This window comes from Leptotrichia buccalis C-1013-b (assembly GCF_000023905.1).
Lineage (GTDB): Bacteria > Fusobacteriota > Fusobacteriia > Fusobacteriales > Leptotrichiaceae > Leptotrichia > Leptotrichia buccalis.
In genome coordinates this window covers 567,407-584,207 of the sequence record NC_013192.1, presented here as the reverse complement: position 1 = coordinate 584,207, position 16,801 = coordinate 567,407, and the positions used below count along the sequence as shown (strand labels likewise).

The 16,801-nt window shown below is 28.9% G+C and carries 18 protein-coding genes; 12 read left to right on the top strand and 6 right to left on the bottom strand.

All coding sequences use genetic code 11. The annotated features are described in order from the left end of the window. Positions 1 to 7: 7 nt before the first annotated feature. Positions 8 to 1,000 carry an alpha-ketoacid dehydrogenase subunit beta gene (locus LEBU_RS02750; RefSeq protein ID WP_006804776.1) on the bottom strand — a complete coding sequence of 331 codons (993 nt, stop codon included), beginning with the start codon at positions 998 to 1,000 and terminating at the stop codon, positions 8 to 10. Positions 1,001 to 1,015: 15 nt separating this feature from the next. Further along, complete coding sequence (locus LEBU_RS02745; protein WP_012806635.1) at positions 1,016 to 1,981, bottom strand: thiamine pyrophosphate-dependent dehydrogenase E1 component subunit alpha; 966 nt, start codon at positions 1,979 to 1,981, stop codon at positions 1,016 to 1,018. 242 nt (positions 1,982 to 2,223) lie between these two features. Here LEBU_RS02745 and LEBU_RS02740 point away from each other — a divergent pair, with 242 nt between their 5' ends. The 11 genes from LEBU_RS02740 to LEBU_RS02690 all read left to right on the top strand — a co-directional run bounded on the left by LEBU_RS02740 (position 2,224) and on the right by LEBU_RS02690 (position 12,186). Next, the gene (locus tag LEBU_RS02740) at positions 2,224 to 2,682 is read left to right on the top strand and encodes a DIP1984 family protein (RefSeq protein WP_012806634.1); all 459 of its coding nucleotides are present in this window, start codon (positions 2,224 to 2,226) and stop codon (positions 2,680 to 2,682) included. A gap of 256 nt (positions 2,683 to 2,938) precedes the next feature. Next, the gene (locus LEBU_RS02735) at positions 2,939 to 4,120 is read left to right on the top strand and encodes a dicarboxylate/amino acid:cation symporter (RefSeq protein WP_012806633.1); all 1,182 of its coding nucleotides are present in this window, start codon (positions 2,939 to 2,941) and stop codon (positions 4,118 to 4,120) included. 554 nt (positions 4,121 to 4,674) lie between these two features. Continuing rightward, complete coding sequence (locus LEBU_RS02730) at positions 4,675 to 5,871, top strand: META domain-containing protein (RefSeq protein ID WP_012806632.1); 1,197 nt, start codon at positions 4,675 to 4,677, stop codon at positions 5,869 to 5,871. 334 nt (positions 5,872 to 6,205) lie between these two features. Next, positions 6,206 to 6,853, top strand: coding sequence for a C40 family peptidase (locus LEBU_RS02725; RefSeq protein WP_012806631.1), 648 nt, complete (start codon positions 6,206 to 6,208; stop codon positions 6,851 to 6,853). 52 nt (positions 6,854 to 6,905) lie between these two features. Continuing rightward, positions 6,906 to 7,262 carry an MliC family protein gene (locus tag LEBU_RS02720; protein WP_012806630.1) on the top strand — a complete coding sequence of 119 codons (357 nt, stop codon included), beginning with the start codon at positions 6,906 to 6,908 and terminating at the stop codon, positions 7,260 to 7,262. Positions 7,263 to 7,378: 116 nt separating this feature from the next. Continuing rightward, positions 7,379 to 7,648: a 30S ribosomal protein S16 gene (gene rpsP, locus LEBU_RS02715; RefSeq protein ID WP_012806629.1), complete on the top strand. Its 270-nt coding sequence runs from the start codon at positions 7,379 to 7,381 to the stop codon at positions 7,646 to 7,648. Positions 7,649 to 7,854: 206 nt separating this feature from the next. After that, positions 7,855 to 9,186, top strand: a complete 1,332-nt coding sequence (locus LEBU_RS02710; RefSeq protein WP_238974502.1) for a bifunctional folylpolyglutamate synthase/dihydrofolate synthase — start codon at positions 7,855 to 7,857, stop codon at positions 9,184 to 9,186. Between the two features lie 227 nt (positions 9,187 to 9,413). Next, complete coding sequence (locus LEBU_RS02705; protein WP_012806627.1) at positions 9,414 to 9,617, top strand: hypothetical protein; 204 nt, start codon at positions 9,414 to 9,416, stop codon at positions 9,615 to 9,617. Next, positions 9,607 to 10,203: a hypothetical protein gene (locus LEBU_RS02700; protein WP_041760499.1), complete on the top strand. Its 597-nt coding sequence runs from the start codon at positions 9,607 to 9,609 to the stop codon at positions 10,201 to 10,203. The genes LEBU_RS02705 and LEBU_RS02700 overlap by 11 nt, the downstream gene beginning before the upstream one ends. 640 nt (positions 10,204 to 10,843) lie before the next feature. Next, positions 10,844 to 11,440, top strand: a complete 597-nt coding sequence (locus LEBU_RS02695) for a DUF2278 family protein (protein WP_012806625.1) — start codon at positions 10,844 to 10,846, stop codon at positions 11,438 to 11,440. Positions 11,441 to 11,532: 92 nt separating this feature from the next. Then, positions 11,533 to 12,186 carry a DUF4240 domain-containing protein gene (locus LEBU_RS02690; protein ID WP_012806624.1) on the top strand — a complete coding sequence of 218 codons (654 nt, stop codon included), beginning with the start codon at positions 11,533 to 11,535 and terminating at the stop codon, positions 12,184 to 12,186. A gap of 101 nt (positions 12,187 to 12,287) precedes the next feature. Here LEBU_RS02690 and LEBU_RS02685 read toward each other — a convergent pair whose 3' ends face one another. From LEBU_RS02685 to LEBU_RS02670, 4 genes are all read right to left on the bottom strand, one after another. Further along, the gene (locus LEBU_RS02685) at positions 12,288 to 13,364 is read right to left on the bottom strand and encodes a M24 family metallopeptidase (RefSeq protein ID WP_012806623.1); all 1,077 of its coding nucleotides are present in this window, start codon (positions 13,362 to 13,364) and stop codon (positions 12,288 to 12,290) included. An 89-nt stretch (positions 13,365 to 13,453) separates the two neighbouring features. Further along, positions 13,454 to 14,437 (bottom strand): dermokine domain-containing protein, encoded by a 984-nt coding sequence (locus LEBU_RS02680; RefSeq protein WP_012806622.1) that lies wholly within the window; start codon positions 14,435 to 14,437, stop codon positions 13,454 to 13,456. A gap of 46 nt (positions 14,438 to 14,483) precedes the next feature. Next, positions 14,484 to 14,900 (bottom strand): ExbD/TolR family protein, encoded by a 417-nt coding sequence (locus LEBU_RS02675; protein WP_012806621.1) that lies wholly within the window; start codon positions 14,898 to 14,900, stop codon positions 14,484 to 14,486. A 43-nt stretch (positions 14,901 to 14,943) separates the two neighbouring features. Further along, entirely contained in the window at positions 14,944 to 15,570 is a 627-nt protein-coding gene (locus LEBU_RS02670) for a MotA/TolQ/ExbB proton channel family protein (RefSeq protein ID WP_012806620.1), read from the bottom strand. A 517-nt stretch (positions 15,571 to 16,087) separates the two neighbouring features. On the opposite strand from LEBU_RS02670, the gene trhA reads away from it, so the two are divergent. Beyond that, positions 16,088 to 16,771 (top strand): PAQR family membrane homeostasis protein TrhA, encoded by a 684-nt coding sequence (trhA, locus tag LEBU_RS02665; RefSeq protein ID WP_012806619.1) that lies wholly within the window; start codon positions 16,088 to 16,090, stop codon positions 16,769 to 16,771. Positions 16,772 to 16,801: the final 30 nt, after the last annotated feature.

Here is a 16,801-nt window from a genome sequence, read left to right as displayed (position 1 = left end):
ACTATCTTTACTGTTTATTTTTTACTTTTCTAATTGCTTCTACAATTTTTTCCACACTTGGAACCATCGCTGTTTCAAGAGCGTGATTATAAGGTATCGGTACATCTTCTCCAGCTAATCTCACAATTGGATGATCCAAATAGTCAAATGTGTCACTTTCTGAAATAATTGCAGAAATTTCTCCAATAAATCCACTTGTTTTGTGAGCATCATTTACTAAGATTACTCTTCCTGTTTTTTTAACAGAATTCAAAATAATTTCCTTGTCTAGCGGAATCAATGTTCTAGGATCTACCACTTCTACGCTAATCCCTTCACTTTCTGCAATTTCTACTGCCTTCATTACTCTTTCCAACATTCTTCCATAAGTTACAATTGTAATATCTTTTCCTTCTTTTTTAATTTCACCTTTTCCTAAAGGAATAATAAATTCAGGGTCTGTAGGAACTTCACCTTTCATATTGTATTGTGCTTTATATTCAAGGAAAATTACTGGGTTATTATCACGAATTGCTGATTTTAAAAGCCCTTTTACATCCGCAGGTGTTCCTGGTGCAACAACCTTTACTCCTGGAATGTGAGTGAACCAAGACTCAAGTGACTGTGAATGCTGTGCAGCTGAACCAACTCCAGAACCTGCCGCACATCTGAATGTTACAGGCACTTGCCCTTTTCCACCAAACATGTATCTAGTTTTTGCCGCCTGATTTATAATGTTATCCATCATATAAACAATAAAATCCATGAATGTTACGTCAACTATTGGACGAAGCCCTGTCATTGCCGCACCAATTGCAGCTCCAGAAATTGCAGATTCTGAAATTGGCATATCTTTTATTCTTTCTGGCCCAAATTCTTCCAGCATTCCGACCGATGTTCCAAAATCTCCTCCAAAAATTCCTACATCTTCTCCCATTAAAAATACATTTTCATCTTTTCTCATTTCCTCTGACATCGCTGTAATAATCGCCTCTTTTACAGACATCAACTTTGTTTCCATTTTTTATCTCCTTTTCTAATTCGCAAATATATCTTCAAATGCAGATTCCAACGTAGGTTCTGGACTATTTTTTGCAAATTCCACTGCATCTTCAATCTGTTTTTTCGATTTTTGTTCAAGTTCTACTAATTCTTCCTCTGTTGCAATATTATTTTCAAGTAAGTAATTTCTGAATTTTAAGTTAGGATCTTTTAACTTCCATCCGTCAACTTCCTCTTTTGTTCTATATTTTCCTGGATCTGAACTAGAATGTCCAAACCATCTGTAAGTTATACTTTCAATGAAAACTGGTCCTTTTCCTTCTCTTACATGCTCCACAGCCTTTTCAAAAGTTTCATAGACTGACAGCACATCATTTCCATCTTCAATAAAATATCCTGGCATTCCATAAGCCACAGCCCTTTTATACAAATGTTCTACATTTGTAACTTTATTAATTGACGTACTGATTCCATAACCGTTATTAATTGAATAAAATATAACAGGAACATTCCATACTGATGCCAAATTCATAGCCTCATGAAAACTTCCTTCGTTAGTAGCTCCATCTCCAAAGAAACAAACTACAATTTTTCCAGTATTTTTAACTTTTTGAGTATAAGCCGCACCAACTGCCATTCCGTGTCCACCACCAACAATTCCATTTGCTCCTAAGTTTCCACTTTCTAAATCGGCAATGTGCATTGAACCACCTTTACCTTTACAAGTTCCAGTAGCCTTTCCCATAATTTCAGCCATCATTCCATTCAAGTCAATACCTTTAGCGATAACTTGCCCATGCCCTCTATGATTAGATGTTATCAAATCATCAGCATTCAACGCTGCAATAGCACCAACATTCGCCGCTTCTTCTCCTACTGACAAATGTGTCATTCCAGGCACCATTCCTCTTTTCACAAGCTGGTTTACCTTTAAATCAAAATTTCTAATGCTAAGCATTCGTTCATAAATATTTAGCAATTTACCTTTTGATAATTCCATAATTTCCTCCATTTTTATATTTGTATTGTAAAATTTTATTTTAGTAGTCAATATTTTGTATTCCAAAATTTCTCTTTTAATTTTAACATAATTTTGTAACCATTACAACAAATATTTACAAGTTAAAAAAATATCTTGGATATAATTTTTAACAATAAAAAACATAAAAATTTCCTTTACATTTTCTAATTTTTCTATTATACTTTAAGTACTAAAAAATTAAAAATCGGAGGTATCATAGAATGAAAATTGCTGAAGCTCTTATTTTACGTGCAGATATTCAAAAAAGAATCGCACAATTAAAAACAAGACTTAATAATAATGCTAAAGTTCAGGAACACGAAGAACCTACCGAAAATCCTGAACTTTTATTAATTGAATTAGACAGCTTAATTTCTCAATTAAATGATTTAATAATAAAAATAAACAAAACAAATACTCTTTCAAAAATTGACGGAATTTCATTGGTTGAATTAATTGCAAAAAAGGACACACTCTCACAAAAAGCAGGAATCCTGCGTGAATTTATAGAAATTGCAAGCCAAAAGATAAATCTTTATTCCACAACAGAAATAAAGGTTTTTAGTACGGTTAATGTTCCAGCGCAGCAAAAACAGCTAGATAAATTGTCTAAGGAAATTCGTGAAACTGATACAAAATTACAGCAAGCAAACTGGACTATTGATTTGATTGAAGAATAAAAAATATAATTTAAAAAATAAATTTTAGGTGTAAATATTATTAAGGTGAGCATAAACCTTTGGATATTAGGGGAAAAATATCTTACAAAAATTGGAGTAATGCGGGGAAATTACAAAAATTACGATTAATCCCAGTATTGTTACATTTGTATAAATCACTGTAAATGTTACTACCATATGTTAATTAATAATATTGAGGTTGGGTTGCGGGATTTATTTTAGTTATATAAAAATTTATAAGGAGAGAAAACATTTTATGAAAAAAATCGGGCTTGTGCCACGTTTAATTATCGCAATAACGCTTGGTATCCTGCTAGGATTAATTTTACCAAGTCCTGTTATTAGGATTTTTGTAACTTTTTCGTCACTATTTAGTAAGTATTTATCTTTTGTCATTCCGTTTATGATAATCGGATTTGTTGTGACAGGAATTTCAGATTTACGTCAAGGAGCAGGAAAATTACTTGGGATTACGACTTTAATAGCCTACCTTTCTACAATTATTGCAGGAAGTTTGGCTTATCTTATGGCAACCAATATTTTTCCAAAAATTCTTAATTTTGCCTCATTTGCAGCGGTAGAGAATCCTGAAAAAAATCTTTTGACACCTTACTTTGAAATTCCGCTTGCACCAATGTTTGACGTAACTTCAGCAATTGTATTTGCCTTTATAATGGGACTTTCAATTAGCTGGCTTAGAAATAGAGGAGAAGGGCAGACTACTTACAACCTTTTTCGTGAATTTTCAAAAATTATTACAAAATTACTAAGTACTTCAGTTATTCCACTACTTCCGATTTACATTTTTGGAACATTTATGAATATGACTTACAGTGGACAAATGTTTGCAACACTTTCAATTTTCCTAAAAGTATTTGTCTGTGTAGTAATTTTACATGTTTTATATGTTTCAGCCTTATTCACATTCGCTGGAGGACTTTCAGGAAAAAATCCGTTTACTTGTTTAAAAAATCAAATTCCTGGCTATTTTACAGCACTTGGAACGCAATCTTCAGCAGCCACAATCCCAATAAATCTGGAATGTGCAAAACGAAATGGAATATCTCCTGAAATTCGTGAATTTGTAGTCCCGCTTTGTGCCACAATCCACTTGGCAGGAAGCATTATTACTATCACAAGTTGTGTTGTTACTGTGCTTATGATGAACAATATGTCTTACGGAATTTCGACAATCTTTCCATTCATATTAGTTCTAGGAGTCGCAATGGTAGCTGCACCCGGAGCACCTGGAGGAGCAATAATGTCAGCACTTCCATTTCTAGGAATGGTTGGAATCGCTTCAAACAGTCCACTAGCTTCACTGCTAATCGCACTTTATATAACGCAGGACAGCTTTGGAACAGCCGCAAATGTATCTGGGGATAATGCAATTGCCATTATAGTAGACTGGATTTATCATAAATTTATAAAAAAATAAATATTATATGATTGAAAAAATGAAAAATTTGTGTTATAATTATTAATGAAAACAATGGACATCATCCATATCAAACTAAACAGGTGAAAAAAATGCCCTTATCTATTATTATTTGATTGGGGTATTTTTTTGTGTTATAATATTTTGAGGTTCACCGCCTCAAGTTTGATATGGAGGGAGGTGAAAGATAATGATAAATGGTGATATTGTTGTTTTCGTTGTTATGGTTGTGGTTTTATACCTAATCTTTAGCAAATAGATGACAAATTGCCATTTTATGCCTCCGAAAATCTGCAGGAAATTATAACCTGCAGGTTTTTTATTAATTGTATACTCGAACCCATTTAAAATAGAACTATTAAAAATTATATAAATTTAGGGTTTGAGTAAAATAGTCATAGCTTTTGAGTTCGGTTTTAAGGTGATTTTACTATGCAATTAATAAAAATAAAAAATAAATAATTTTAAAAATTCTCATAATTCTTTAATGAAAATATGATAGTATTTAATTAACAAAGGAAAAGAGAAAAAAATAATGAAAAGAGGTTTTTAAAATGAAAAAAAGATTTTTTTTAGTTGGAATTTTTACAATGCTTCTTTTATGCTGTGGTTTTTTAAATGCAGCTGTGAAAAGAGTCGCTGTTAGCACTAATTTGAATGGAACTTCGTGGAAATTGACAGAAATCAGGAAAAATGGACGGAATTCCCGTATTCCAGAAAAAGCAAATGTTACAATTAATTTCTTAAAATACAATATCAACGGATTTGGAGGAACTAACGGATATTCAGGAAGTTATAAATTAAACAGGAATTCCACTCTTTCTGCTACAGTAACTTCAACTTTGATAGGAGGTTCTCAAGAGCTAATGAACCTCGAACAAGATTTCTTTGATATTCTGCAATCCAACCCTATAATTAAGTACAACAATGATACTTTAACTTTAACTAACAGGGCTGGAGATATTTGGACTTTTAAAAATCCGAATACAATTAATCAGAACGACAAGGATTCACTTCCTCTTTCAAATTTAAATGGAACTTCATGGAAATTAACTCAAATTAATAAAAATGGGTGGAAGTCTTATATTTCAGAAAACACAAATGTTACGATTAATTTTTCAAAAAATAAGATTAATGGTTCTGGTGGAATTAACGGATATTCAGGAAATTATAAAATTAACAGAAATTCTACTCTTTCTACCAGAGTAACTTCAACTTTGATGGGAGGTTCTTTAGATTTAATGAATCTCGAACAGGATTTCTTTGATATTCTGCAATCCAACCCTGTAATTAAGTACAGTAAGGATACTTTAACTTTAACTAACAAGGATGGAGATATTTGGACTTTCAAAAATCCAAATACAGTTAATCAGAAAGACAAAGATTCACTTTCTCTTTTAAATTTGAAAAAAAGATTATTGAATACTAGCTGGAAACTTATTGATATTTCTGACAGAAAGATGAGAAAAATATTGACAACAAATGAAACAAGAATTACACTTAATTTTTCAGAAGACAGAATACATGGTGATTCAGGAGTAAACAACTATTTTTCAAATTATATAATGGCATCAGATATTATTATGATTGGACCTATCGGCTCTACAAAAATGGCAGGACCAGATAAATTTATGAAACTTGAAAGCCAGTATTTAAATATTTTACAAAATTCAAAAAAAATTAAATTAGATAATAATCGTTTGACTTTTACGACAGACGATGGAAAAACATTGACATTTAAAGAAATGTAATATTCTAATATTTTGTGCTATTTACTTGTAACTCATATTTTTTATCTAGAATGAAAAAAATATCCGTTATAAGATAAATGGCACTTTTTTTATTAAAATTCCTCAGCTAAGTTAATAAATATAGGCAATTGATTATAAGCTAACCTTACATTTTTTGTTCTGCCAAAAATAATCAATTTACTTTTTTTTAAATAAATGATACAATTATCATATTGAAAAATACTCAAATAAATAAAATCAAACTGATAAAAATTACATAAATACATAAATGTTTGAGTTTTAAATAGCTCTGCTATGACAATAAAATAAATTTTGAAAGGAATAAAAAAAATATATGAGAAAAAATAAGTTCATAACAGCTGTCTGTGTAGTATCTGCCTTTGTAGGTTCAAATCTGCAGGCAAAGACCACAAAAAGTAAAAAGGTAAGCAGTAACCACACTCCAAATAAAAATTCAAGCACTAAAACAAGCAATAGTGGAAAAAATACAGGGATTTACAGTATCCCATCAAAAAACACAAGCCCTCTTCTTGAAACTAAAATGTCAGAATTAAGACAAAAGCACACTAAAGTAATGACTTCAGGTTCAGCTCAAGAAAAACGTAGAGTCAAAATAGAAAAAAAACTTTTAACTTCATACAGTAAATGGAAAGGTACAAAGTACAGATTAGGCGGAGATTCAAAAGACGGTATCGACTGTTCAGCCTTAACACGTAGAGTTTACCGTGAAACTTTTAACCAAGAATTACCAAGAGTTTCAACTCAGCAAATAAAAAAAGGACGAAGAGTTGCAGCTAAAGATTTAAAATCAGGAGATATTGTTTACTTCAAGCCTGAAAACAGAATAAACCATACAGCTGTCTATGTTGGAAACTCTTTATTTATAAATGCTTCATCTTCAAAAGGAGTTGTCATATCTTCTCTTAAAAGTCCTTATTGGAGAAAGTATTTTAAATATGGAGTAAGAGCTCATAATGCTTAAATTTAGAGTCAGACATCATAAAATTATTATCAAATAAAAAGTAGGTATATCGATGATAAAATTAACTAAAAAATTAATAACAATATTTGGCAGCATATTATTATTGAGCTGTACTTCATATAGTAATAGCGGCAACGAAGTAAAAAAATATCCAGTAATAAATGATACCCGGAAAAAAATTGCCTCTCAAAGATTTAACTGTAATGGAAAAGAATTTATCGTACTCTATATTACAGCAGATAAAATTCAACTTATTGATAAACTATCAAATTCCAGTTTTCAATTAGATCAAGTTGTTTCTGCAAGTGGCTTACGATACAGCGATGGAAAAAATGAGATTCATATAAAGGGAAACAATGCCATACTTAATCAGGACGGAAATGATATCTCATGCCATATTGTCAAATAAGAGGTTTCTTTATCGTAAAGAAAAAAAACTTGACAACTTTTTAAATTTTTAGTATAATCATATCATACTTAAAATAATAAATTTTCAAGTTATTAAATAAATGGAGGTAAAATTTAATGTTAAAATTAAGATTAACTAGATTAGGAAGAAAAAAAGTTCCTTTTTATAGAATAGTAGCTATGGAAGCTTTATCAAGAAGAGATGGAAAAGCAGTTGCTTACTTAGGAACATTCAATCCACTTGCTGAAGAAGAAAAACAAGTAGTATTAAAAGAGGAAGAAATCTTAAAATACTTATCACATGGAGCTCAACCAACTGAAACTGTTAAAAGCATTTTAACAAAAGCTGGTGTTTGGGCAAAATTCCAAGAAACTAAGAAAAAATAACTATTTACAGAAAGGCACTTGTATTGGTGTCTTTTTATTTACCCAAAATTCAGGGAATTTAAAATTAAAATACTCTTGAATCTATTTTTTATTGTATCAATAGAAATTAAATAAATCTAAGGTCAAATATATAGTCAAATTGAAAGGAGAGAATAACTATCAAAATAAATATGAAAATAAATGAAGTTTTAGAAAAAATTTTTAATATGAGAACGATTAACAAAAAGATAACTAAAGAATCTTTGAATCAAAATAATGAAAAATTGAAAAAGATTTATGAGCTACTGGGAGAGCCTTGTAAAAATAAGAAAATTATTCATATCGCGGGAACAAATGGGAAAGGTTCAACAGCTACGTTTTTAGAAAATATATTTTTTGCAGGAGGATATTCAGTTGCTAAGTTTACTTCACCACATATTTTGAAGTTTAATGAAAGAATTTTGATAAATAAAAAGATGATTTCTGATGAGGATGTTGTAAAGTATTATGAAGTTGTTATGGATATTTTGGAAAAAAATTCGTTTCAAATAAATTTTTTTGAAATAGCAACTTTTATGGCATTACTTTATTTTGAAGAAAAAAATCCTGATTTTATATTTCTGGAAACTGGTCTTGGTGGACGATATGATGCTACCAATGTTGTAAATTCAACTATTGCGGTTATAACAAACATAAGTTTTGACCATGTGAGTCTACTAGGAAATTCCCTTGACAAAATTGCAGATAGGAAAGCTGGAATTATAAAAAATAGGCAGTTATGCATTTATGCTCAAAATTTACCTGAATTGGAGAATGCTGTAAAAAAGGAAACTGATAATTCAGTAAATATCTTGAAAAAGTATGAGAATTTACAAGTCGAACTGGATACTCAAAATTATAAGACAATTGTGAAGATTTTGGAAAGTGAAAATTTAGACGAATCTGAAAATATTGAAGATAAAAAAAATAAACATAATTTGGAAAAAACATTTATATTGCCACTTTTTGGAAAATTTCAGGCAAATAATTTTTTGATTGCTTATGAAATTGCTAAAATTTATGGTATCAGCGATGAAATTATTCAGAAAGGACTTGATGAAATTTCGCTGGCTGGGCGGTTTGAGATTTTTTCACCAAAACCAATTACAATACTGGATGTAGCTCATAATCATGATTCTGTAAGAGTCCTTGTAGAAAATTTGAATGAACTTTTTAAAAATGATGAAGTAATTTTTATTCTTTCGATACTTGGAACAAAGGACATTGCGAATATTTTTGAGAAAATTTTGGAAAAAAATTACAAAATTTTTATAACTTCTCTAAAAGAGGTTACTTACGGACTTTCTGCCAACGAAATAAAGAAAAATCTAGAAAATTCAAATATTTTGACAAATAATATTATCTTTGAAGACAATATTTTAGATGCCTATAATCAAGCAAAACAGATGGTTTTGCAAAAGAATAGTCGGTATAAGGCGATAGTGGTTTGTGGCTCTTTTTATGAAATTGCGAAATTTAAGAAATTGTGCGGCAAAAGGAATGAGCATTTTTTACAGTAGAAAAGAGAATTATTTCATGCCTGTATAGAATTGTTTCACACGACATCGAAAAAATAAACACATAATAAAAGATTTGAAAAATTAAAGGCTAGAATGTACGAATATGTAGAAATATGATATAATAACAAAATATATAGTAAAATAAGATTTTAAGTCTAAATGAATATGAAAAAAATAAAAAAGAAAGAAAAATGTAAAAGATATGCTTATGAATGTTCCAAGAGTGAATGCCAGACTACGATAAAGATTTAGTAGAACAAAGAAACAATGTTTTAAAAGAAGAATTGAGAAATACAGATCCTAGAAATCCTTCATTAGAAAGAAGTGGAACAGAAATTCAAAATTTTGAAAGAAAAAATAATTTGCAACAAAATAATAACAACAATTTAGAAGATGTTTTAAAAAATTTAAGAGAAAGGATTGGTAAATAGAATGAGGAAATTAAAATATACTTTATTGTTTGTAATGTTAATATTTGGATTAAATTCTTGTTTAACTACAATGGTAGGCTGGGGGATATGTGAACAATACGGGTGTACTCCATCACCAAAAAAAAATGGAATTGAGGGAGTGGAAATCTTTGCAAAAGAAAATTTTCTAGAATTTAAAAGTTATTTTGAGTCATTAAAGAAAAGAGAAACTGTAATGGTAAAAGCTGGAAATAATGAAACTTTTAATGTTAATCTTCCTAAAAGCTTTATATTAAAAAAAATAAAAGATGGTTATTATCTATATGATGAAGAAAAGAAAATAGGCTTTTTTGTAATAGAGGATTTAAGAGTCTCTCAAAGTTATGATAAAAGAGACATAGAAAAAATATTTAATGGAAGTGATAGAAAAGATTATAAAATTATAAATGTTAATAAAGATGTACAGACATTAAAGGATAAAAAAGGATTAATTTTAAAATTAAAAAAATTCTCAGAAAATTATTATGCTTTAGCAAGTTTTTATGAAAGTGATGAACATTCAAAAGAAATACAAGAAATTTATGATTATTTATTAGAAAAAATGTAAGAACTAGATTGAGTGTACACAAAATCAAAAAAAGGATTTACTCATCATTGTGTTGATAGTAAATTTGAATAAGTAAGAAAGGATATGGTAATTTATTTTTGAAACAGATAGATAAACAAATTTTAGTATATTCAGTAAGTTCTAACTGGCAAGAAACAACAGAGGGAGTGTAATAATGAAAAACTAAATTTTTATTTAGAATTAACTAAAGATTGGTAAAAAATATTTAGTCAAATAAGTTTCAAGTATTGTTGTTAATATTAAGGAACAGGAAGATTTGATTAAACAAAGAAAAGATGAAAATATCAAAAAAATAAACTTTATATTAGTAACATTGATTGTTATATTTAATATAAATTTATTTACGGAATCATTTTTTAAATAATCGTTGTTGTAAAATACAGCGATTATTTTTTTGTTTATAATTTTAAAAAAATTTTTAATAAAATTTCCAATCCCTTTTCTTTTATAAAAAATATGTTATACTTATAATGAGAAATTAAATAATATTGGAATTTAAGTTAAATTTTAAAATGATTTCATAATAAAACTACTTTAGAATTAAATTTAGAAACTATAACTATTTTATTCAAATGATAGATTTAAAAGAAGTTTGAATGTATAGTAAAAAGAGGATAATATGGAAAAATATGTGATGTTTAGAGGAAAAATTATAGATAAATGGTATGATTTTGATAAAAGGGCACATTATCATATTGTAGCAACAGATAACAACGGAAAAAAGTACGATTTGGCAGTTAATATTGGGAGTATTTATGCAAAGAAAAATGAAATTATTTCTTCAAATTTAAAAGTCTACTATACAAAAAATTACAATTCCCAAAAAGACATTATTCAGGAAATGCTGTTACAAAAAGTTGGAATTACAGAATGTAACGAAAATTTGCATTTAGATTATATAAAAATGAAATTATTTCCACATGAAAAAATGATTCAAATGAAAGGCTTTGATGAAAAAAATATTTTTCTCACGGAAATTATTGAAAAATATGTCATGAAAGCTATTAATAATGATGATTATGAAGTATTTGCATTTGGACGTCTTTATGCAAATGGAAAAGGATTACACGATATTCATATGAATCAGGGAAGTACGGGTAAATTTAAAAAACACGATGCACCTTATTCTGATGGAGGATTATTTTTTCGAAATAAGCAAAATAATAAAATTGCGGTTATATTTATTGCATTTGTTAGCCAAAACTTAGATGTATAGTTAATATAATAAAAAATCATTTTAAAAACTAGACTTATTCTATTAAATAAGTTAAAAATATAAATCTAAAAAAGAAAGGGCGTGTAAAAAAAATGGTTATGAAAAATATTGTTCCAAAACTCAAAATGAAAAGAAAAGATTTTTGGAAATATATTTCTATATCACATGAAAATGCTAAAAATAATAATGAATTTGTAGATTATCTAATAAATATTTTATCAAAAAAAACAGATGAAGAAATTTTTGATTTTGAAATAATTACAACCGAGCTGATGCGTGAAAGTTATAATGAAAAGTTGTGGTGTGCCTCGTATCTTGTGAACGGCGACACAGCGAGCTGGAGCTTTGATTTTTTTCGGCTTTGGCTAATTTCGCAAGGGGAAAAAATATATTATTCAATTATAAAAAATCAGGATAATTTAGCAAAATATATAAACATATCTTTTGAAAAAAAACTTTTGACAAATTATTTTGAAAATGAGAATTTTGCTTTTATTCCAGCTTACGCCTTTTCCAGAAAAAATTATTCGCACAATATCTTGAATAAAGAAAATTACAAAATTAACAATAAAACTATTTTTCAAGATGATTTTATTGATAGCTACAATAAAAAATTGAACAATTACAAACGAAAAATAGGATATATTAATAAAAAATATCCAAAAATAATATTTCATTGGTGTACACAATTTCCAAACAGCATGAAGGAAGTATGTCCAACGTTATTTAAAAAAATGTATTCTTAAAAAAACAAGGGAGTGCCTCAAATTATGGGACATTCCCTATTTTCATATATATTGTGTTTTTTAAGGGATCAAGACCCCTTGTTATAGATATTTGTTATTCATTAATGTAAAATAATTAATTCTTTATTACTCTTATTCAATGCTTCACTTCCATTCTTTTTAACTACAACATCATCTTCAATTCTAACTCCGCCCCATCCATCAAAATAAAGTCCTGGTTCAGAAGTTACAACCATGTTTTCTTTTAGTTCAATATGTGAAGCACTTGATAAGTAAGGTAATTCGTGAATTTCAGCACCGATTCCGTGTCCCAGTCCATGTCCAAAATACTCGCCGTATCCTTTTTCAGTTAAAAAGTTTCTAACAACTTTGTCAACATCATCTGACATAATGCCTTCTTTTATAGTATTTACACCCAATATTTGTGCTTCTAGAACAGTATTATAAATTTCTACATGTCTATCAGAAATATTGTCTCCATAATAAACAGTTCTTGTCATATCTGACACATATCCTTCATAATATGCCCCAAAATCCATTGTAATAAATTCTTCCTTTTGAATTTTTTTGTCAGAAGCTACTCCGTGCGGCATAGCTGAACGGTATCCGCTGGCAAAAATTGTAGTAAATGAACGGTCATCAGCACCTAGTTTTCTTTGAATGTATTCCATATATGAAGAAACTTCCTTTTCAGAAACACCTTCCTTTATAATTTTTAAAGCCTCTGAAAATGCCACATCACTGATTTCCACAGCCTTTTTAATAAGTGCAATTTCTTCTTCTGATTTTACCATTCTTTCCATTACAAGTTTATTTCCAACTGGTACTAATTCCACTTTGAAAATGTCTTTTATCGTTTGATAAAGAGAAAATGCCACATTCACATCCTCAAATCCCACATTTTTTAGCCCAAATTTTTTTATATATTCTCCAACTGTCTGAAGTGAGCCACGTGAGACTTCTACAAATTCAAATCCCATTTCACTAACTTGTTTAGTAGCCTGTGTCTTGTATCTAAAATCCGAAAAGAAAAAATTTCCATTTTTTGTCGCAAGAGCAACTCCAGTTGTCCCAGTAAACCCAGTAAAATATCGAAGGTTATACAAATCTGTAATAAATAATCCATCAATATTCAGTTCATTTAAAATTCTTGATAATTTTTCAGTTCTTTTTTCCATATTTTTTTCCTCTTTTTTATTAAAATTTTTTTACTTTTAAAGTGTAACACAAATTCAAAATTTTTTCTATTTATTTTTTGTAAGAAATTTTAATTAATATTAAATTGCAATGTAACTATTCCAGAAGAACAGTTGTCTGTTAAAAAACTTACGTGTACATTACTAGCCGCTCTTCTTGCAGCAGCTTGAGACTGACTGTTTCCTCCTGTAACAGACTGGATAGCGACAGAGCCACCACGGGTAAATCTGATTGTAGCAACAATGGTTTCTTTTCGTTTTAACCGTTGATTTGCAGTTGGTACTTCCAGATGGCTGTTGTAAGAAACAGAAAAATCTACGCCACGTCGACATCCACCTCCTCGTGTGCTTCCAGATTTTTTATCATTTCCATTTCCAGAACTAGTTGAATTTCCGCTTGTTCCTGTTCCATTTCCATTTTTGCTACCTGTAGAGCTTCCGTTGGTAGTATTTCCATTTTTGTTTCCATGTGAAGTTCCTGAATTTGAAGGAGTGTTTTTATGTCCAGAATTGTTGGAAATAGTGGAGTTTGAAGCAGTTATGGTGTTTTGTACTGGTTTTGTACTGGCAGAATTTCCTGTGGATTGTGAAATTACTGGTTGTGTGGCAGTTTTAGGGGTGGAGGTAACTGGGGGGATAATTGGGCGTGATGTAGGTTTTGGTTGTTCTTTTGGTGGGGTGTTTTGAGGAACTTTGGGAGGTTGTGGTGCTGGTTGCTGTGGTTGTTTTGGCTGTATTGGTTGTTCTGGTGAAAGTTTGGGCTGTTTTGGATTTTTAGGCTGTTTACTTGGTTCTATGTTTTGAGTTTCGGAAATTGCATTGTTTTTATTTTGTGGATTTCCCTTTTGTAATCCAGCCGTTCCGTTACTTTCCTCATTACTATCCGTATCAACTGTGCTTTTTGTCTTATTTTCTTCCAAAATGCTGTTTTTTAAGTCAACAACAATAGTCTGCTTTTCTTTTTTTTCTTCAAGTTTCTGTTTTAAAACTGGAGTTGCAATAGGAATAAGAAGTATTCCAAAGTTTATTGCAGCTGAAATTATGTAATATTTCATTTTTCACATCCATTCATAACTTATACATATTTAATTTTTTGTAGTTTTAATTCTTATTTTGAATATTTAAACTTATATTTTCAATATTCATATTTTTTAAAATGCTCATCGTATCTACAATATCCTTATATTCCAAATGCTCATCCGCTGTCAAAGTTATATTTTTTAATACTTCTTTTGGTAATTTTGAAAACTCAGAAGAAATATTTTCCTTTGAAACCTCCTGAATATTATCATTTATCTTCAAAAAATATTTTTTATCTTTATTAAAAATTACTTCAATTTTAGTATTTTCCTTCTGTTCCAGCTTTGTAGACGTCTTAGGAACTGATAATTGAAATTGTGAATAATTATTAAATGTGGTTGCTATCATAAAAAATATTAGTAACATAAAAATCACATCAATTAAATTTAACATTGAAATATCCACATTTTGCCTTCTTCGTCTTTTAGAAAATTTCATACTTTTCTCCTAAATTTTTATAAAATTAATTTACATTTTAGAATTAATCTTTTACTCTGCTCAAAAACTGTAAAGCTGCCCTTTCCATTTCAGCCACAATTATATCAATCTGCCTATTAAAATAATTATAAAAAACTAATGCTGGTATCGCTACAATTAATCCAAATGCAGTTGTGTAAAGTGCTTCTGAAATTCCACTAGCAACAATTCTTGCAGTACTTTCGCCATTTCGAGTAAGTGCTGAAAATGCTGTAATCATCCCTGTAACAGTTCCCAAAAGTCCCAATTGCGGTGCTGCATTTACAACAGTTCCTAATAGGCTCATACCTTTTTCAAGCTCTGTAGTCTGCTCTAAAATACTTTCGCTTATAATACCTTCAATAACTTGTCTATGAGAATTATCAAGTTCAGCAAAGTTAATATCCATATTGGAAACAATTTTTGTCACACTTTTGGAAACCGAATCAGTTTTATCTTTGCAAAGTCTTAAAATTTCTTCTCTGTTTCCCGTCCTAAGTGATTTATAAAGTTTATTTTTTTCATTTTCCGTCAATTTTTTTTCCTTTGTAAGAAATGTATAGGTTTTTTCAAGAATAATGGCAAGTCCACATATTGAAGCAAATAAAATTACCCACATAAATATTCCGCCATTGATAAGATATTTAAACATTTTTTGCCCTCTTTCTTATATTTTATATAATAAAAGTATTTTACTATAAAAATATTTCTGTGTCAAACTTTTATTCACTCTATCTTAAATCCTTATAAATAAAGCAAAAGTTTATATATTTTATTTTTAATAATAAACTATACTTGAATTTAGAGTTGAATATAATTAAAATAATTGTTATAATATTCTAGAGTATTATAACAGGTGATATTTTTAGAAAATAATTAAAATTTTTTTAATCTAAAAAATGAATTATTGTGATAAATAGTCAAATGAAATAAATTTATAAGAAAAATAAAATATATTATTAAATTTTAATATGCTATCATTATAACAGATTTAGTGTTTTAAAATTAGTTTAATATTTATGTTTAAATAAATTTATAAAAATATCTAGAAATATTAGATTTTTGTAAAAAATATTTCTGTATAGTAAACTGAGTTTAGGAATTGTTACTGTGTTATTTAAATTCTGCATTGATTTTGAAAGAATTTAAATATATTTGAAAGGAAAATTATGAGTAAAAAAACAAAAAATAGAAATAAACAATTATTGGCTAAAATACATAAACAAGCTGAAGATTTTTCACGTGGAGAAGAAATTGCAAATTTTGTTAGCCATACTGTAGGTGCTGGACTTGCCATTATTGCTTTCATTATTTTAATTATCCGTGCAAGCTGGACACGTGATATTGGAACAATTATATCATTTATGGCATTTGGAAGCGGACTTATTGTTCTTTATACAATGTCTTCAATCTATCACGGATTAAAGCCTGGAACAGCTAAAATGATTTTTGAGATTTTCGATCATTCTGCAATTTATATTTTAATTGCCGCTTCATATACTCCTTTTTTATATCTTGTTGTCAATCCGCCAACAAATAAAATTGTTTTAATAATTCAATGGACGGTATGTTTTTTAGGAATTGCATTTAAAGCATTTTTTACAGGAAAATTCAAATTATTATCAACATTGCTTTATCTAATAATGGGATGGATGATTGTATTTGCGTGGGGTGACTTAATAAATAACATAAATCGTGTTTCATTGGTTTATTTAATCGCAGGTGGAGTTTTGTATTCGCTTGGAACAATTTTTTACTCTTGGAAAATATGTAAATTTAATCATATGATTTGGCATATTTTTGTTATTTTGGGAAGTGTTTCGCACTTTCTAGCAGTCTACTATTTAGTTTAAGAAATAAGCAATATAAAATACATTTTTTTA